We start from the raw sequence: 17,105 nt of genomic DNA on the forward strand, positions 1-17,105 counted from the left end.
GATTTCATTACTAACCTCGTAAAAGCTACAAGCAAAAAAGAGGTAATGAGTATCTGTGGATATAGCTATGTGTTTTTAGATGAAATTTGGACTATATAATACATGTGTTTGGTATAATGTTACTCTTTTGTTGAAAAACTGAGCTTCAACACCTACTTCATAGGATGTTGCGATTTCAGGTTTCAAATTGCTGTTTAAAATAGTACTTGGATTTGTTAATGTACCTGCTAAAGCTCCATTTTCATACGTTTTTACTAAACGGTACGGATCAGTATCATTTCCTACAGATGCCGCATTTGCTCTAAATTTTAAAAAATCAATGTTTTTATTCATTTCAAACAATGAAGTAGGGATAAAACTCAAAGATGCCGAAGGATAGAAATAAGAATTGTTATCTGCCGGAAGTGTAGAAGACCAGTCGTTTCTGGCGGTCAGATCTAAATAAAGATAATTTTTGTAGCCAATATTTGCCATTCCATAAGTACTATTTATACGTTTCTTATAAATATTTCGGGATTGTATAGGCATTACATTAATGTTCTGTAAGTTGTAAATTCCAGGAATACTAATTCCCTGTCCTTCAATTTTACCTTCAGATGTGTATTGATTCATTCGGTTTGCACCCAAAGAAAATTTTGTGGAGAAATCTCCAAAAGTACGATCGTAAGTAAGTAAAGCATCTGCATTGTACTCCGTAAAAGCGATACTTTGTTCACGGTACATTCCTTGTGGATATCTGGAAGATCCAATAGGTCTTCGTGACCAACGGAAATCATTAGAATTGTCCATTCCCATTCGAACCATTAAAGAAAGGTTTTCATTGAAATCATACGTTGATGCCATGTTTCCAAATAGACGTCCCTTTTTAAAGGCATTGATGTTTTCATAAGCAATTTTAAAAGGATTGTCTCCCCAGCTGAACATGCTGTTTTGTTTGACATCTTTTATAATCCAATAATCCTTAAGCCAGTCTAAATCAACATTGGTATGATTCCATAATAGATTATACATCAGCCCTTGACTTCCATATCCTGTTACAGGAGTATTGTCACTGCCGCTTTTTGTATAGGTAGCTATCGTTATTACTTTCCATTTATCAGAAATTTTATAGTTTAAGTTTAAACTGATATTGTCTCTTTTTAAATTTGAATTCGGTACAATATCTTCACTTGTGGTTTTTCCATAACTCAAACGAAAGTTAGTTTTCTCATCTGAACCGGTTATGGATACCGAATTAGAAATTGAATTTCCTTTTCTGAAAAAGTCATTCAAATCATATCTGAATTGGAAAGGAAGTGCTACTCCTTGACCAACAGAATAGCCTGGGCTTCCGTTTTGTAAAATAGACAATCCGGCATCTAATCTAGGACCTAAATTAGTATCTGCTCCCGGATCATAGGTTAGTTTCGATCCTGCACCGTAAACACCTTGTATTTCTGGTAGTCTTAACGCTTCACTTGTCATGAAAGAGGAAGAAATGGAAACGCCGAGTCCTTTATTTTTTTTACCTGATTTTGTGGTAATGACAATAACACCATTTGCCGCTCTTGATCCGTACAGGGCAGATGCCGCTGCACCTTTTAATACATTCACACTTTCTACATCTTCTTGGTTTATTTCGGATGCGCCATTTCCATAATCCGTTGGTAAATCACGTTGATTGGTTGAGTTGCCTCCAACTCCATACGTGTTGTTGTTAATCGGTATTCCGTCAACAACAAATAATGGGCTGTTATTATTAATGTTTAAAGATTTATCGCCGCGTATCACCACTCTCGAAGAGCTTGTAATTCCATTTCCGGAACCTGTTATTTGAACACCGGCCACTTTTCCTGATAAATTGGAAACAAAATTAGTGGAGTTGACTTTATTGATGTCATCTGATTTTAATTCTTGTGAAGCATATCCAAGAGCCCGTTTGTCTCTTTTGATACCTAAAGCAGTTACTACGACTTCCCCCAAAGCCATTGAATTATCATCCAATACCACATCTACTTTAGATGCGTCGGAAGTTAAAATCTCTCTAGTTTTAAAACCCATAAAGGAGAATACTAACGTTTTCCCATTTTCAGCTTTAATGGAATAGTTTCCATCTAAATCTGATATGGAACTTAGTTTGCTCTCTTTGACCATTATACTGGCGCCTGGTAATGGAAGCCCCGATTGGTCGGTTACTTTTCCTGTAATTGTTTTTGTTTGTCCATTAATTAAATGAACAGAAAAAACAAATAAAAAAAACAATAATTTTTGTCCTAAGATTTTCATTTTTTGTAAAGTTTGATTTTCAAGGGCAAACTTAGTTGTAGGATGTTTATAGGATATTATGATACTTTTAACAAAACGTATTCTTTTATTAAAAAACAAATCATAATGTAAAGTTATTGGTTAGTGAGCTTTAAGGGAGTGTTTAAGAAATTTTAGTCGTGCCCTAAAGTTGCAAGTCATAAAGTTTTAAATCCTTATAGATCTTGCATTTTTTGATTTTAAGCTTTCAATAGCAATGTCCTGTAGATTCAAATCTCTTGAAAGAACTTCATTTTCTCTTATTTTGATAATTGATTTTATAGAAGGATGTCTAATTCGTGGATATAAATCTTGATTTTTGAATACTTTTTTATGTTCTAATGGTGTATTTTTAGTAAAACAAAAAAGTGCAAGCATAAAAAAATCCCTAACACTTTAGTATTAGGGATTTTACCTTGGTAGCGAGACCGAGATTTGAACTCGGGACCTCAGGGTTATGAATCCTGCGCTCTAACCGACTGAGCTATCTCGCCATGATTCCGGATGGATAACCATCCCTGAATGCGGGTGCAAATATAAAAATAAAATTAATGCTTGCAAGCATATTTTTAATAAAAAAAAATATTTTTAAAAATGCTTTTTTTTCGGAGTTATATTCTATATATTTCCAAAAAATTAAATGTAGCTCATGGATCAAAAAGTACGTTACGAAATCGAGTTTCCCATAAATTCTTCGCCTCAATTATTGTATCAATATATATCGACTCCGTCAGGTTTGTCTGAATGGTTTGCCGATAATGTGAACTCTCGAGGTGAGTTTTTTACCTTCATTTGGAATGACTCCCAAGAAAAAGCCAGACTTGCTTCCAAGAAAACAGGTGAAAAAGTAAAATTCAAATGGGTCGATGAGAATAGCAAAGACACGGAATACTTTTTTGAATTGCATATTTTAGTCGATGAACTAACCAAGGATGTATCTTTAATGGTTGTTGATTTTGCCGATAAGGATGAGGTTGATGAAGCAACATTGCTGTGGGAAAATCAAATTTCGGATCTTAAACATCTCATCGGTTCCGTATAGTAAAATAGTATTTTATAACTTATATTTGCCCTGAATAAAATTTAGGGCTTTTTTTATGATTAATTTTAATGGGACTATTGTATCTGAGGATGCTAATATATTGACACAAAACCGAGCTTTTTTATATGGCGATGCCGTTTTTGAAACGGTTAAAATACTAAACAGTAAAATCCTTTTTCTCGAGGATCATTATTTTAGGTTAATGTCTTCGATGCGTGTCGTTCGAATGGAAATTCCAATGAATTTTACCATGGAATATCTTGAAGAACAAATACTTTCTTTAGTGAAAAAAAAGGCATTGACTGATTCTTCTCGAGCCCGAATCACCGTTTATAGAAATGATGGAGGTTATTATTTACCACAAAATAATACGGTATCTTTTTTGATCCATACAGTAGCACTTGAGAACACGTTGTATTCAATTGAAAAAAAGCAATATGAAGTAGATTTATACAAAGATTTTTACATTACAAAACAATTGCTTTCGTCTATTAAAACGACTAATAAAATCATAAATATAACAGGAAGCATTTTTGCGAATGAAAATGGTTTGGATAATTGTCTATTATTGAATGACAGTAAAAATGTTGTTGAGGCATTGCAGGGGAATATCTTTATGCTGTTGGGAAGCAAACTAATTACCCCCCCGATTTCTGAAGGATGTTTGAATGGTGTTATGAGAAAGCAGATTCTAGCTTTGGCTAAAAAAATAGAAAATTTAGAAGTTGTAGAGGAAGTAATCTCTCCGTTTGACCTTCAAAAAGCGGATGAATTATTTATTACTAATGTGATAAAAGGAATTCAACCGATAACCCAATACCGAAAAAAAGTATTTACTACCGCTATATCAGTCCAATTGACTGAAAAGCTTAATGAAATGATCGGTACTACTTAATTTAAGTATGGATTTTCAGGGGCATTAGACCAGATGAGGTATTCTCCACCTAATTCCATGATTTGTTCTTTCCAGAAATGTGTTGCTGATTTTCCAATTATTTTATTTTCATAGCTATTTGCGGTAATAATCCATGAATGGCTTTCCATTTCGCTCTCTAATTGGTTTTCGTCCCAACCTGTATACCCTAGAAAGAATCGGATGTTATCATTGTTAATTACGCCTTTATTGATGAGTTCTTTTGTCGATTCAAAATCACCTCCCCAATAAATTCCATTAGAGATTTCGATACTATTAGGAATCAAATCTGGAATGTTATGAATGAAATAAAGGTTGTCTTGTTCTACTGGACCGCCATTATAAATCTTAAATCGTGCGTCAATATCCGGGATTAAATCATGAATGGTATACTTCAAAGGTTTGTTAATTATAAAACCAACTGATCCTTCCTGATTATAATCAGCTAATAAAATTACCGATCTGTTAAATGATAGATCCCCAATTATCGTAGGCTCTGCAATAAGCAGATATCCTTTTTTTAGTTTATCTGTAATCATCGGAATATAATTTTTATTAAATTTAAGTTTTTTATTATAATAGTACAAAATAAAATCGTTGAAATGCATAAAAAAACCTTCCATCTGGAAGGTTTTAGTTATATTGGAAAACTTAAATTAGTTTACCGCTCCTTCTAATTCTGCACCAGCTTTAAATTTCACTACATTTTTAGCAGCGATTTGAATCGTTTTTCCTGTTTGAGGATTTCTACCGTCTCTAGCAGCTCTCGCTGAAACTGACCATGATCCGAAACCTACTAAAGATACTCTTCCACCTTTTTTCAAAGTACCACCTACGTTTCCTAAAAATGACTCTAAAGCTAATTTAGCTGCAGCTTTTGTAATTCCTGCATCAGCAGCGATAGCATCGATTAATTCTGATTTGTTCATAATAAATAGTTATTAATTGTTGGTTAAAAAAAAATTGTTAATACACAAATTTAGTAGGAAATACGTTCCTTGCAAGCGTTTTGTACGATTTTAGTTTGTTTTGTTGATAACTTGTTTTATTTGTTAACAAAAGCAAGGTTTTTTCTGATTAAAATGAACAAAATACCCGTTTTTGTTGATGTTAATAGGCCTTTGCCTCAGCTGAAAATGTGATTCCATTGAGCAATTCGGGTGTATTCATCTTCTTTTTACCTGGAAATTGTAAACTCAACACGTGTATAAATCCATTTTTTACCGCAACCTTCATTTCTTTTTTGGTACAAATCAGACTTCCAATCGTGTGATTATGATCTTCTAAAACAATTTTAGTTTCGTATATTTTTACATTCCACTCTTCATTTTTATCTCCAATAAAACACCAAGCTGCTGGATACGGACTCAAACCTCGAATCAGATTGTTTATTTCTAAAGCCGGTTTTGTCCAGTCTATTTTGCAATTTTCTTTGTTAAGTTTGTAAGCCGTTTTAATATCGGCAGTGTCTTTTTGAATAATTGTGGACACATTTCCTTTTTCAATCATCTCCAAAGTATCAATAACGGTCTTGCTTCCCAAATCCATTAATCGGTCATGCAATTGACCCGCATTTTCGGTTTCGTCAATTGGTGTTTCCGAGCTTAAAATCATTGCGCCGGTATCAATTTTATCGTCAATAAAAAAAGTAGTCACGCCCGTTTTAGTCTCTCCATTTATTATTGCCCAATTAATAGGTGCGGCTCCGCGATAGTTCGGTAGGAGTGAAGCGTGAAGATTGAAAGTTCCTAACGATGGCATTTCCCATACTACTTTTGGTAACATTCTGAAGGCAACCACAATTTGTAAATTGGCATTCAATGATTTCAATTCCGATAAAAAAGTTTCGTCTTTTAGGTTTACAGGTTGTAATAAAGTAAGATTATTGGCTAGCGCATATTCTTTTACTGCTGAATATTTTAATTTTTGTCCACGACCGGCAGGTTTGTCTGCGGCAGTAATGACACCCACAACTTCGTAGTTGTTTTTAAGTATTGTATCTAATATTCCCACAGCAAATTCGGGCGTTCCCATAAAAATAATTCGTAATTTTTCCATTATGTTCTTAAAGTATATTTATTATTTGGTTTAACCAAAATAGTGTTGTTTTCTAATAAATCCTGAAGTACAAAGATAACTTCGTCAGGACTGTTTTTAGTTTTATTTTGAATGTCTCTCGAATTTAAATCTTCGGTTTGCAATAAAGCAATGATTTCTTTCGAAAGTAACGTACTATCTTTTTTCTTGATTTTTTTGGTAATGCAAAACGAACAAATACCGCAATCAACGTTTGTTTCTTCGCCGAAATAATTCAAAATCAGTTTGTTTTTGCACACCTTTTTCTCATTGACATAATGAAGAACGGACTGGAGTTGTTCTTTTTTTAACTGATTTTGATTTTCTAAATATTTTGAAACCCGACTGATAGTTCTTTCATCTTCTCGAATTTCATTAAATAATATTGTGGCATCATTATTTTTCGAATGGTACTCAATAATCTCTTTTTCTTTTAATTTATGTAAAACTGCTTGTATTTCAGATTCCTTGTGATTTGATTTTTTGGCAATCAATTGTAAGTTGAAAGCAGTTTGCATTTCATAAATTCCGGGATAGGTTCGCAATATTGCCAAAATAATTTCCTCGTCATTAGGATTCAAACTCATATAACGAATCACTTCTTTGGAAGGAATAAGAAATTGTAACGTGATTTTTTCAGAAAATTCTTGAGACAAATTGATAATTCCTTGTCGATCCAGAAATTGCATCGCATTGTATGTTTTCAATGTGGGGAATTCATATTTTAAACAAAAATGATGCAAATTGAATGTAAACTGTTCGTTGATTCCTTCTCCGTAAGCAATCTGGAAATAATTACAGAGTTTGACATACATTAGATTCAAAAACTTTTTATCGGGAAGAATATTTATAAATTGATTTTCAGTTTGTATTATGTCAGAAGGGCTGGTCAATAAGATTGCAAATGCTCTTTCTCCGTTTCTTCCAGCACGTCCCGCTTCTTGGTAATAATTCTCCATGTTTTCGGGAAGTTGAATGTGAATTACAGTTTTTACATTGGCCTTGTCAATTCCCATCCCAAAGGCGTTGGTCGCCACAATAACGGGTACGTCTTCATTCATCCACAACTGCATGTTTTTATCTTTTTCTTTGGACGAAAGTCCACCGTGATAATACGTTGCTTTAAATCCTAACGAATTTAGTTGTGAGGAAATGTCCAAACAGGATTTTCTGTTTCGCGCATAAATGATTGATGGTTGCGGGTTTTTCTTCAGGATTTGTTCTGTTCTGAAAAGTTTATCTTCCACTTCAAAAACCATGTAGGCGATATTTTCTCTTTCAAATGATTTTTCGAACACTTGCGGATCATGCAATCCCAGTTCAGTAATGATGTCTTCTTTGACTTTTGGAGTCGCAGTAGCCGTTAATGCAAGGAAAGGTACTTTAGGGAAATGTTTTTTTAATGCGGAAATCTTCAAATAAGCAGGTCGGAAATCATGTCCCCATTGCGAAACACAATGCGCTTCATCAATGGTAATTAAGTTTATGGGAAGGTTTTTTATTCGTTCCAGAATCCAGTCAGATTGCAAGCGTTCGGGAGATAAATAGAGAAATTTATAATTACCGAATTGACAATTGTCCAGCAAATCAATCATTTCTTCGGATCTGATGCCGCCAGTTAATGCAATGGCTTTGATGTTTCGCTTTTGCAAATTAGCAACTTGATCTTTCATCAGCGCTACTAATGGCGAAATTACAAGACAAATCCCTTTGTTCATCATTGCCGGAATCTGAAAACAGACTGATTTGCCTCCGCCGGTTGGCATCAATGCAAAAGTATCTTGGCCACTTAAAACGGAATCGATAATTTCCTTTTGCAGTGACCTGAATTTGTCGTGTTTCCAATATTTTTGAAGAATAGCTAACGCTTCAGTCATTGTTTGAGAGTTATGAGTTATAAGTTATAAGTTGTTGATGAATACAGTTAGCATGTGCACACAACACTTAACTCTTAACTTTTAACTAATTTTGTCTAAGATAAAAAGAATTCTGTTATCCAGGGTATCTTTAGGGACTTCTATCAGTTCGTAGCCGTAACTTTGATACGTTTCAGTAAGGTGATTACAGATGAGTTTAGCTTGTTCAAAGTTTTCATAACGTTCGTGATCGCTAATATAGATTTCTTCCCAAGGCGGAAGAAAGAAGATTTTAGAGTACTTATGTTCGCGACAAGCTATATCAAAAGTAGCAGGATAGCTATCGCCAATATAATGCATGTAAGCCAAAACATCCGGAATTCCCCGGTCAATAAAAACGACTTCATGTGGCTCTTTTGAAGCATTCTGGAATTGTTTTTTTCTTCCTTCAAGAAGTAATTCGCTGAATAGCAGTGGTTTTTCGAGGAATAATTGCTCGATTCCTTGTTTTTTTGCTTCTAAAGTTACTTCCCGCGAAATTTCGGGATAGCAACAATATCCATTAGCTATCAATCCATCGATGATAGTTGTTTTACCTGTTCCTGGACCGCCAATGATAACTATGATTTCTTTCTGCACTTTTAAAAAATAAGGGGCAAATTTACTTAAACTTATTGGGATTTGAAAAAATCATTGCGGTTAAAATAATATTAGGTAAAAAATCATAATTCAAAATTCATAATTTACGTTTGAAACTGTATATTTGCCTTTATTTTTAAATAGAAAATGGATAAGAACACTCAAGAATTTTATGATAGATTAAAAGTAGAGTTGGATATGAGCAATACATGGCCGGCGGAATACTTATTTAAATTTATTGTGCCAACAGATAATGATAATATTGAACGTGTTGAGTTGGCTTTTGATTGTATGGGAGCGGTTATAAAAACGACAAAATCGAGGACGGGCAAGTTTACCAGTATATCTGTTGACGTAACCATGAAAGATTCGCAAGAAATAGTAGATAAATACCTAGAAGTTTCTACCATTAAGGGAATTATTTCTCTTTAGATATAAAACAAAATTTTTGATGCAATATACTCGAATGATTATAAATCTTCGAAAAAGAGCATGTAAGATCAAAAAATATACATTCGAATATGAATTCAAAATATATTAAAGAAAACTCGAACGATGTGGTGCATCATTTGGAATACAATGCGGAAAGATCGCATTTGATTATTCCGGAATATGGACGCCATTTGCAAAAACTGATTGATCAGGCAACTAAAATTGAAGATGATGTGGAGCGCAACAAAGCTGCAAAATACATTATTCAGGTTATGGGTAGCTTGAATCCGCATTTGCGTGATGTTCCTGATTTTCAGCACAAATTGTGGGATCAGATTTTTATCATGTCTGATTTTAAATTAGTGGCTGATTCTCCGTATCCAATTCCATCCCGTGAAGTATTACAATTGAAACCGGATGTGTTAAGTTATCCTCAGAATTTTCCAAAATACAGGTATTATGGCAACAACATAAAATACATGATTGATGTGGCCAATAAATGGGAAGATGGAGAGATGAAAAGTGCTTTAGTGAAAGTGATCGCTAATCACATGAAAAAATCCTATTTGAGTTGGAACAAAGACACCGTTAAAGATGATGTCATTTTCGAACATTTATACGAATTGTCAGATGGTAAGCTGAATTTGCTTCAAAGTACGGAAGAGCTGCTGAATACTACTGATTTATTACGAACGAATAAACGGGTTTCGAATAAAATCTTGCCGGTAGGGCAGCCAAAAATCCTTAGCAATAAGAATGTAAAAACTGGAAAACCAAATCCGACGCACAAAAATCAAAATAGAAAACCTTTATAAAACAGTTATTGGTTAAGAGTTATGCGTTCTTTATGAGCAACCCATAACCCATAACCCGTAACCCATAACCTAAAAAAAAATGGGAATTTTCAAAATAGAAGGAGGCATTAGTCTAAAAGGAGAAATCACGCCACAAGGGGCAAAAAATGAAGCATTACAAATTTTATGTGCTGTTCTTTTAACGCCTGAAAAAGTGATTATTAATAATATTCCTGATATTATTGACATCAACAAACTAATTACGCTTTTAGGAAATTTAGGAGTTAAAATCCAAAAAACAGGATCTGGCTCTTATACTTTTCAAGCTGACGAAGTGAATATAGAGTATTTAGAAACCGAAGCCTTCAAGAAAGAAGGCGGTTCTCTTCGTGGATCTATTATGATTGTTGGACCACTTTTGGCACGATTTGGAAAAGGATATATTCCAAAACCAGGTGGTGATAAAATTGGACGCAGAAGATTGGATACTCACTTTGAAGGTTTTATAAATCTTGGAGCTAAGTTTCGTTACAACAGAGAAGATCATTTTTATGGTGTAGAAGCGCCTAAAGGATTGAAAGGTGCCGATATGTTACTGGACGAAGCATCCGTAACCGGAACCGCTAATATTGTTATGGCTGCCGTTTTGGCCAAAGGAAGAACAACAGTTTATAACGCTGCTTGTGAACCTTATTTACAACAATTGTGTAAAATGTTAAACTCCATGGGAGCTAAAATAACGGGTGTTGGATCTAACTTATTGACTATTGAAGGTGTTGAAAGTTTAGGTGGTTGTGAGCATAGAATTCTTCCTGATATGATCGAAATAGGAAGTTGGATTGGTCTTGCTGCAATGACAAAATCGGAGATTACGATAAAAGATGTAAGTTGGGATAATTTGGGTGTTATACCTAATACTTTTAGAAAACTTGGAATTACTCTGGAACGTAAAGGAGACGATATATACATTCCTGCTCACGTAGATGGGTATGAAGTAAAAACAGATATTGATGGTTCTATTCTAACAATTGCAGATGCACCTTGGCCTGGATTTACTCCTGATTTATTGAGCATTGTTCTTGTAGTTGCCACTCAAGCGAAGGGTGATGTATTGATTCATCAAAAAATGTTTGAAAGCAGATTGTTCTTTGTTGATAAATTAATCGATATGGGAGCTAAAATCATGTTGTGTGATCCACACCGTGCAGTTGTTATGGGACACGATTTCAAATCACAATTGAAAGCGACTACAATGTCTTCTCCGGATATTCGTGCGGGAATCTCATTATTGATTGCAGCGCTTTCGGCAAAAGGAACGAGTACCATTCAGAATATTGAACAAATAGACAGAGGGTACGAGCGCATTGACGAACGATTGAGAGCCATTGGAGCCAATATTGTACGCGCATAAATCAAATAAATAATTATAAAATATCGTTTAAGTAAACCAAATAGGATTTGAATCTAAGCATTCAATACGGTTTACTTAAACGTTTTTAATTTTAATTAATCTTTAGAAAAAGATCATGTCAACCGAACAAACAGCGATAAAGGCTACTTATTTTAGTATTGTTGGAAATACATGTCTGGCAATTATAAAAGGATTGGCGGGATTTTTCGGGAATTCGTATGCTTTAATAGCGGATGCAATTGAATCTACCACTGATATTTTTGCTTCTTTTTTGGTGTTATTTGGAATTAAATATTCTAATAAACCAGCGGATAAAAATCATCCTTATGGGCACGGAAGGGCAGAGCCTTTAATCACTTTTTTGGTTGTTGGTTTTTTAATCACTTCTGCCACCATTATTGCTTATGAAAGTGTCATCAATATTGGCACACCACATCAATTGCCAAAACCATGGACATTAATCGTTCTTGGGGCAATAATTATTTGGAAAGAGTATTCTTTTCGATTAGTGATGAAAAGGAGCATTCAAACCAATAGTTCCTCACTGAGAGCTGATGCCTGGCACCATCGCAGCGATGCAATAACTTCCGTGGCGGCATTTCTTGGGATTTCAATTGCTTTGATTTTAGGTAATGGATACGAATCAGCCGATGATTGGGCAGCACTTTTTGCTTCAGGATTCATTCTTTATAATAGTTATCAAATATTCAGACCAGCTTTGGGGGAAATAATGGATGAACATTTATACGATGATTTAATTGAACAAATTCGGATAGTTTCACTTCAAGTAGACGGAATCATAGATACGGAAAAGTGTTTTATTCGAAAAGCAGGAATGCAATATCACGTAGATTTACATGCAATTGTGGATTCAAATATTACAGTAAAAGAAGGACATGACTTAGCACATAAACTGAAAGACACTTTGCGAGAGAAAATCCCGGAATTGGGTCACGTTTTGATTCATGTAGAACCGAATTAATTTCATTATTTAAATTATTTTTTAAAATTATAAAAACTAAAAAAGGCACAAGAAGATTAGTTCTCGTGCCTTTTTTCTTGTTGTTAAACTATTTGTTGTTGTTTTACTCTAAAATGTTTAAAAATTTAAGTCCAAAAACTACTCCGTCGCCTTGGAAACCATTTTGGTAAGAACGCACATAATCAATACGTAGCATCTTAAATTTCCCAAAACCTAAATTATCCAAACCAACCGTAAATTCTGTGTAGGGCTTAACATTTGGTGTAGAAAGTGTATGAGCACCCAGTATTAAAGTTGATTTTAATTTATTCAACAGCGGAATTTTATTCATAATATAGCCTTCGTCATTGTATTCTCCATGTGCTTCAAAATAGCGGTTGTTTGTACTGTTGGAATAATAAGGCAATAAGTTGAAAACATTCAAATAGCGTTCTGACTGGCCTATATGTGTTTGATTTCCATTGAAATGTTTGTAGTCTACAAAGGAGATGTTTTCTGCATTCAAAAATTTACCAGCTTTTAAATTCATTCCTATAGTTCCTTTGTTTTCCAATTTTAAATCATAGGTTAATCGTGCATTAATGTGGTCAAATTCATATTTTTTTTCATTGGCAGCAAACCCTTTTTCATAGCCTAAATAAAGAGTCGGATATTTTTCATTTCGGATGTTAAATTTCCCATCGGGACGCGAGGAATACTTGTTTCCAAAATTTATTTTTGCATTTAGAGTAGCTTTCATCAAATGATGCTTTTCAAAAGCAGGAGTAATAAAGTCATCTGGTGCCAGCGGATTATTAGAAGTGTATAAATCGTCCTTGCTAAACAAAGAGAAATCAGTGTTGTTGAATAATGGTTTGCGTTGTTGGTATTCTATCTTTCCATTTAGGTTTACTCCATTTACAATATCCTGGCTGTACCCAATAGCTGCCGATTCTAGATTATACAACTTCATGAAATTGTTCTTGAATGCCAATGAACTTATCGTGTTTATAACTTTACTGATGGGTTCATTGGGATTAAATTGCTTGACGGAACTGCCTCCTGTCAAGTATACAGTGGCATAATTCTGATTGTTGAACCGATGGATAAATTGCCCTGTTACACGCAAACGATCTTCAGCAAAACCGTAATTGAGTTTTGTACTGATGGAAGTGTATATTCCTTTTTTTTCCTGATTTTTCCAGTTGGTGTATCTAAATCCAGAATCAAAATTATATCCTTGAACGGTATTGAAACTTAAGGAGCCCAGATTTAATAATCCTTCATAACTAAAGGATTTTTTCTCGGTACTATTTTTATAAGTGTAACCCGTTAGGATCTTCAGCAGTTTGAATTTATTCCCTTTTGCATCAATAGAATCTAAATATATTTTAGAATTTCGAACCTTGTAAATACTATCTTTTCGAATGTAATCGGTGCTTTCTTCGATTGTTAAAGGAATGGGCCTGTTGCTATTCCAAAAAACAGAATCTTTTTTATTTGAATTTATTTCGACACTTGTAATTTCATTTGAAAAAGTTTTTTTAGCAAAGGAGTTTACAAATTCATAATTACTATACACATAGGTATATTTTCCATTGAATTTTATTCCAAAGGCTCCGGCTGAAATATCAAGACTTTGGGTATTTTTAGCCCAAATTTTACTGCTTTTATTGTAACTGAAGTTTTGTTTTAAGGTCATGACATCAACAAATTCCTCTTTCATTCGGTATCCTTTTATATCCAAGTCAACGGCATATATGGCCCATGAATCTTCAACAATATAAATGTAACCTTCAAAAACAGGTTCGCTGTCACGTTTTGCAGTAACTTTTATTTTATTGATCATTTGATTATTGGCATCATAAAAAGTACTTTCCAGTTTATATTTATAATAATTGAACGCATTATTTGCGATTGGAGAAATCATATTAACCCCAAAGTCAATCGTATTGTCATAGAAATCATAAAAAGATGATCGGGCCGTATTATAGCTGTAGCCATTGTCTCTTCCGCTTACTTTAGAGGCGGTGACCACTTCTTTTAAATTGTTGGGTTTTTCAAAAGTAATCTTAGAGAAAGTTTCAGACAATGAAATAATTCCGGTTCCTGTAGAATCCAAAGAGCCATTCATGTCACCAATTTTTTGACCGAATATTTTTTTAGGGGCATTTTTTAGTTTAAAAATACCTCTGGAATAAAAATCGGCGTTGAAACGAGCTGTTTTTTCGGTATTTTCTTTTTTACTGGCAATTGCATTTTTTATGATAGCAATTGCAGGATTAATTTTGGTGTTGATTACAACTTCATTCAAAGAATAACTTTCTTCAATCATTTTAACGTCAAATGAATACGGTAACTTATCCTTCTGAATTGTTATTCTTTGCGTTTTAAAACCTAAAAATTGAAATACGACTGTTTGCTTTTCCGATTTTTTCAGGTTTAACTCATATTTTCCGACCTCATTTGAGGTAGTTCCATTATAGGTTTCCTCTTGAAAAACGGTTACAAAAGGCAGGGGATTCCCTTTTTCATCCGAAACGGTTCCTTTTATTTGTGCATGGTTGGTAAGTGATACCAAAGAAATCAGCAGTAGGTAATATTTTTTCATGAAAGTTTTTTCTTTCGCAAAAATATAAGAACTTTAAAAAGAGGGTATTAATTATTTGTTAAACATTTATAGGAATATTTTTATTTTAATTGGGGAGCTACAAGAAAGATTGTATGGCTAATTCATAACTTTTTAGACCAAAACCCAGAATAACTCCTTTTGCATTTCCAGAAATATAAGATTGGTGTCTGAAGCTTTCACGCGAAAATGTATTCGAAATATGCACTTCAACAACAGGGGTTGTAATGGCTTTTATGGCGTCGCCAATGCCAATGGAAGTATGGGTATAGGCACCGGCATTTAGAATAATACCATCGTATGAAAAGCCAAATTCCTGAATTTTATCGATCAATTCTCCTTCTATGTTGCTTTGGTAATAGGTCAATTCCAGGGCCATGTATTTTATTTGTAAAGAGGTAAAATACTCTTCAAAAGTTTGACTGCCATAAACCTCGGGCTCACGTTTGCCTAAAAGATTAAGATTTGGTCCGTTGATGATGATGATTTTCATAGTTCGTTTTTTGTAAAAATAAAAAAACCGTTCCAATTTAAAGAACGGTTTTGATAAATTTAATTTTTTATTGGAATTAGAACGTAAATCCAGCTGATACTTGAACAACAGAGTTCTTAACTTCGGCTTCTTTTGAAGCTTCAGTTAGTCCTAATACATAACGACCTTGTAGAAAAAAGTTTTTAGTAATATTAAGACCTAAACCTCCAGCTACTCCAAATTCAAAAGTTTCTGCATTTTCTACATTAAATTCTTTTCTCTCACTCAATAAAAAAGATGCTTGTGGACCAAGATCTAAACTGACTGTTTTATTCAAATGAAATTTTGCCAAAACCGGAATTGATAAATAACCTAACTCCTTTTTGAATTCTGTAGCTGCATATTTGTATGTTGCTCCCTGTGTCGAATATAATAATTCGGGTTGAACAGAAAAACCATCGGTTAACTTAATCTCGGCTACTAAACCAGCGTGATAACTGGTAATGGCTTCCTTGTCATAATTACCACTGTTTATTGTAATATCACTTCCGGTTTGATTGGCGTAGTTTAAACCAGCTTTAATTCCAAATTTAACTAATTGAGCTTGCATAGTACTTGAAATAGCGAGCAGTAAAACGGTAACCAAAATTGTCTTTTTCATAATATTGTTTTTAATTATTGTTCTTAATTTGAACCTGCAAGATAAAACTCTTAAAGTATAGAAATATTATAATTTTATATTTTTTACTTATAATATTCACTTACTTTTAAAATCAAGTTGATGCTGTTTTAAGTTGCTGATTAGGTCTGTTTTTTTATGCAAAATCGTTTTGTAATTACGTAAATAGCTCTAAATCAAGTTGTTAAATGTTAGTTTTTGTTGTTTTTAATCGGATTAATTTGGTGTTCAACGAGTTTTATTGATTAATAAGTGATTCTATAGATGATTTTTTAACTTTGGGTCTATAAATTTTAAATGATAAATCATGAAAAAAATTATTTTAACGGCAGCCGCAGTATTCACATTTGGATTTGCAAATGCCCAAGACAAAGAAGAAATGTCTTTTGGAGTTAAAGGAGGTTTGAACATTTCCTCAATTACTGATGTTGATCAATATGGAGTAAATTCAAACGCTTTAGTAGGATTTCACGTAGGAGTTTTTGGAGAATGTATGGTAAGTGACAAATTCGCAGTGCAACCTGAATTGCTATACTCTACACAAGGAGTTAAATTTGATGAAGGAGGAGATACGAAACTGAATTATATCATTATTCCAGTTATGGCTAAATATTATGTAGCTGATGCTTTTAGTTTGGAATTAGGACCTCAAATTGGTTTCTTGGTGTCTGCCAAAGAGAACGATGTAGATATTAAAGATGATGTTAAATCAACCGATTTTAGTGTAAATTTTGGTGCAGCCTATGATATTACTGAAAATTTGATGTTAGGCGTGCGTTATAATTTGGGTGTAACCAGATGGCAGAAAGAATTATTTCCTGGTGAATCGGAATCTAAAAATTCTGTGTTTCAAGTTTCTTTAGGTTACAAATTCTAATATTTTATTAAATATAATATTTCTAAGCCTCCCAATTTGGG

At 33.7% G+C, this 17,105-nt stretch carries 16 protein-coding genes and 1 tRNA gene; 7 read left to right on the plus strand and 10 right to left on the minus strand.

The features are described 5' to 3' along the window. Positions 1-75: 75 nt before the first annotated feature. Together ACNQGX_RS15050 and ACNQGX_RS15055 are read right to left on the minus strand one after the other, a co-directional pair. A complete protein-coding gene (locus ACNQGX_RS15050) occupies positions 76-2,265 on the minus strand; it encodes a SusC/RagA family TonB-linked outer membrane protein (RefSeq protein WP_417977599.1) in 2,190 nt (729 codons plus the stop codon). 435 nt (positions 2,266-2,700) lie between these two features. Next, positions 2,701-2,777 (minus strand) — tRNA-Met (locus ACNQGX_RS15055). Between the two features lie 155 nt (positions 2,778-2,932). Between ACNQGX_RS15055 and ACNQGX_RS15060 the strand changes: the two genes are divergently transcribed. Continuing rightward, positions 2,933-3,325 (plus strand): START-like domain-containing protein, encoded by a 393-nt coding sequence (locus ACNQGX_RS15060; protein ID WP_131915224.1) that lies wholly within the window; start codon positions 2,933-2,935, stop codon positions 3,323-3,325. Between the two features lie 55 nt (positions 3,326-3,380). Further along, positions 3,381-4,220 carry an aminotransferase class IV gene (locus ACNQGX_RS15065; RefSeq protein WP_417977601.1) on the plus strand — a complete coding sequence of 280 codons (840 nt, stop codon included), beginning with the start codon at positions 3,381-3,383 and terminating at the stop codon, positions 4,218-4,220. Here the strand turns inward: ACNQGX_RS15065 and ACNQGX_RS15070 are convergent. The 5 genes from ACNQGX_RS15070 to ACNQGX_RS15090 all read right to left on the minus strand — a co-directional run bounded on the left by ACNQGX_RS15070 (position 4,217) and on the right by ACNQGX_RS15090 (position 8,809). Further along, on the minus strand, positions 4,217-4,777 hold the full coding sequence (locus ACNQGX_RS15070) for a YqgE/AlgH family protein (protein WP_131915222.1): 561 nt from the start codon (positions 4,775-4,777) through the stop codon (positions 4,217-4,219). The two genes, ACNQGX_RS15065 and ACNQGX_RS15070, sit on opposite strands and share 4 nt — an antisense overlap. A 117-nt stretch (positions 4,778-4,894) precedes the next feature. Continuing rightward, entirely contained in the window at positions 4,895-5,167 is a 273-nt protein-coding gene (locus ACNQGX_RS15075) for an HU family DNA-binding protein (protein ID WP_073017033.1), read from the minus strand. 181 nt (positions 5,168-5,348) lie between these two features. Continuing rightward, a complete protein-coding gene (gene fmt / locus ACNQGX_RS15080) occupies positions 5,349-6,296 on the minus strand; it encodes a methionyl-tRNA formyltransferase (RefSeq protein WP_417977604.1) in 948 nt (315 codons plus the stop codon). Further along, the gene (locus ACNQGX_RS15085) at positions 6,296-8,191 is read right to left on the minus strand and encodes a RecQ family ATP-dependent DNA helicase (protein ID WP_417977606.1); all 1,896 of its coding nucleotides are present in this window, start codon (positions 8,189-8,191) and stop codon (positions 6,296-6,298) included. The genes fmt and ACNQGX_RS15085 overlap by 1 nt, the downstream gene beginning before the upstream one ends. Positions 8,192-8,272: 81 nt before the next feature. Further along, positions 8,273-8,809: an AAA family ATPase gene (locus ACNQGX_RS15090; protein WP_131915219.1), complete on the minus strand. Its 537-nt coding sequence runs from the start codon at positions 8,807-8,809 to the stop codon at positions 8,273-8,275. Between the two features lie 147 nt (positions 8,810-8,956). On the opposite strand from ACNQGX_RS15090, the gene ACNQGX_RS15095 reads away from it, so the two are divergent. The 4 genes from ACNQGX_RS15095 (at position 8,957) to ACNQGX_RS15110 (ending at position 12,428) form a co-directional block, all read left to right on the plus strand. After that, positions 8,957-9,241: a DUF493 family protein gene (locus ACNQGX_RS15095; protein WP_417977608.1), complete on the plus strand. Its 285-nt coding sequence runs from the start codon at positions 8,957-8,959 to the stop codon at positions 9,239-9,241. An 89-nt stretch (positions 9,242-9,330) separates the two neighbouring features. Then, positions 9,331-10,056, plus strand: coding sequence for a DUF4290 domain-containing protein (locus tag ACNQGX_RS15100; RefSeq protein ID WP_131915217.1), 726 nt, complete (start codon positions 9,331-9,333; stop codon positions 10,054-10,056). A gap of 79 nt (positions 10,057-10,135) precedes the next feature. Continuing rightward, positions 10,136-11,446, plus strand: coding sequence for a UDP-N-acetylglucosamine 1-carboxyvinyltransferase (gene murA / locus ACNQGX_RS15105; protein ID WP_417977610.1), 1,311 nt, complete (start codon positions 10,136-10,138; stop codon positions 11,444-11,446). 115 nt (positions 11,447-11,561) lie between these two features. Further along, positions 11,562-12,428 carry a cation diffusion facilitator family transporter gene (locus ACNQGX_RS15110; RefSeq protein ID WP_417977612.1) on the plus strand — a complete coding sequence of 289 codons (867 nt, stop codon included), beginning with the start codon at positions 11,562-11,564 and terminating at the stop codon, positions 12,426-12,428. A gap of 103 nt (positions 12,429-12,531) precedes the next feature. On the opposite strand, the gene ACNQGX_RS15115 is transcribed toward ACNQGX_RS15110, so the two are convergent. The 3 genes from ACNQGX_RS15115 to ACNQGX_RS15125 all read right to left on the minus strand — a co-directional run bounded on the left by ACNQGX_RS15115 (position 12,532) and on the right by ACNQGX_RS15125 (position 16,169). Then, positions 12,532-15,018, minus strand: a complete 2,487-nt coding sequence (locus tag ACNQGX_RS15115; RefSeq protein ID WP_417977614.1) for a DUF5686 and carboxypeptidase regulatory-like domain-containing protein — start codon at positions 15,016-15,018, stop codon at positions 12,532-12,534. 97 nt (positions 15,019-15,115) lie between these two features. Then, positions 15,116-15,529, minus strand: coding sequence for a type II 3-dehydroquinate dehydratase (gene aroQ, locus ACNQGX_RS15120; RefSeq protein ID WP_417977616.1), 414 nt, complete (start codon positions 15,527-15,529; stop codon positions 15,116-15,118). Between the two features lie 76 nt (positions 15,530-15,605). Continuing rightward, positions 15,606-16,169, minus strand: a complete 564-nt coding sequence (locus ACNQGX_RS15125) for a porin family protein (RefSeq protein ID WP_417977618.1) — start codon at positions 16,167-16,169, stop codon at positions 15,606-15,608. A 325-nt stretch (positions 16,170-16,494) separates the two neighbouring features. Here ACNQGX_RS15125 and ACNQGX_RS15130 point away from each other — a divergent pair, with 325 nt between their 5' ends. Next, on the plus strand, positions 16,495-17,064 hold the full coding sequence (locus tag ACNQGX_RS15130) for a porin family protein (protein WP_417977620.1): 570 nt from the start codon (positions 16,495-16,497) through the stop codon (positions 17,062-17,064). Positions 17,065-17,105 lie beyond the last annotated feature (41 nt).

Source organism: Flavobacterium glycogeni (assembly GCF_048286775.1).
Classification (GTDB): domain Bacteria; phylum Bacteroidota; class Bacteroidia; order Flavobacteriales; family Flavobacteriaceae; genus Flavobacterium.

Excerpts from the sequence above, each read along its gene's own strand:
- fmt (WP_417977604.1), bottom strand. The coding sequence starts at position 6,296 with ATGGAAAAATTACGAATTATTTTTATGGGAACGCCCGAATTTGCTGTG.
- murA (WP_417977610.1), top strand. The coding sequence starts at position 10,136 with ATGGGAATTTTCAAAATAGAAGGAGGCATTAGTCTAAAAGGAGAAATC.
- ACNQGX_RS15100 (WP_131915217.1), top strand. The coding sequence starts at position 9,331 with ATGAATTCAAAATATATTAAAGAAAACTCGAACGATGTGGTGCATCAT.
- ACNQGX_RS15130 (WP_417977620.1), top strand. The coding sequence starts at position 16,495 with ATGAAAAAAATTATTTTAACGGCAGCCGCAGTATTCACATTTGGATTT.
- ACNQGX_RS15125 (WP_417977618.1), bottom strand. The coding sequence starts at position 16,169 with ATGAAAAAGACAATTTTGGTTACCGTTTTACTGCTCGCTATTTCAAGT.
- ACNQGX_RS15050 (WP_417977599.1), bottom strand. The coding sequence starts at position 2,265 with ATGAAAATCTTAGGACAAAAATTATTGTTTTTTTTATTTGTTTTTTCT.
- ACNQGX_RS15115 (WP_417977614.1), bottom strand. The coding sequence starts at position 15,018 with ATGAAAAAATATTACCTACTGCTGATTTCTTTGGTATCACTTACCAAC.
- ACNQGX_RS15060 (WP_131915224.1), top strand. The coding sequence starts at position 2,933 with ATGGATCAAAAAGTACGTTACGAAATCGAGTTTCCCATAAATTCTTCG.
- aroQ (WP_417977616.1), bottom strand. The coding sequence starts at position 15,529 with ATGAAAATCATCATCATCAACGGACCAAATCTTAATCTTTTAGGCAAA.
- ACNQGX_RS15075 (WP_073017033.1), bottom strand. The coding sequence starts at position 5,167 with ATGAACAAATCAGAATTAATCGATGCTATCGCTGCTGATGCAGGAATT.
- ACNQGX_RS15110 (WP_417977612.1), top strand. The coding sequence starts at position 11,562 with ATGTCAACCGAACAAACAGCGATAAAGGCTACTTATTTTAGTATTGTT.
- ACNQGX_RS15070 (WP_131915222.1), bottom strand. The coding sequence starts at position 4,777 with ATGATTACAGATAAACTAAAAAAAGGATATCTGCTTATTGCAGAGCCT.
- ACNQGX_RS15065 (WP_417977601.1), top strand. The coding sequence starts at position 3,381 with ATGATTAATTTTAATGGGACTATTGTATCTGAGGATGCTAATATATTG.
- ACNQGX_RS15085 (WP_417977606.1), bottom strand. The coding sequence starts at position 8,191 with ATGACTGAAGCGTTAGCTATTCTTCAAAAATATTGGAAACACGACAAA.
- ACNQGX_RS15095 (WP_417977608.1), top strand. The coding sequence starts at position 8,957 with ATGGATAAGAACACTCAAGAATTTTATGATAGATTAAAAGTAGAGTTG.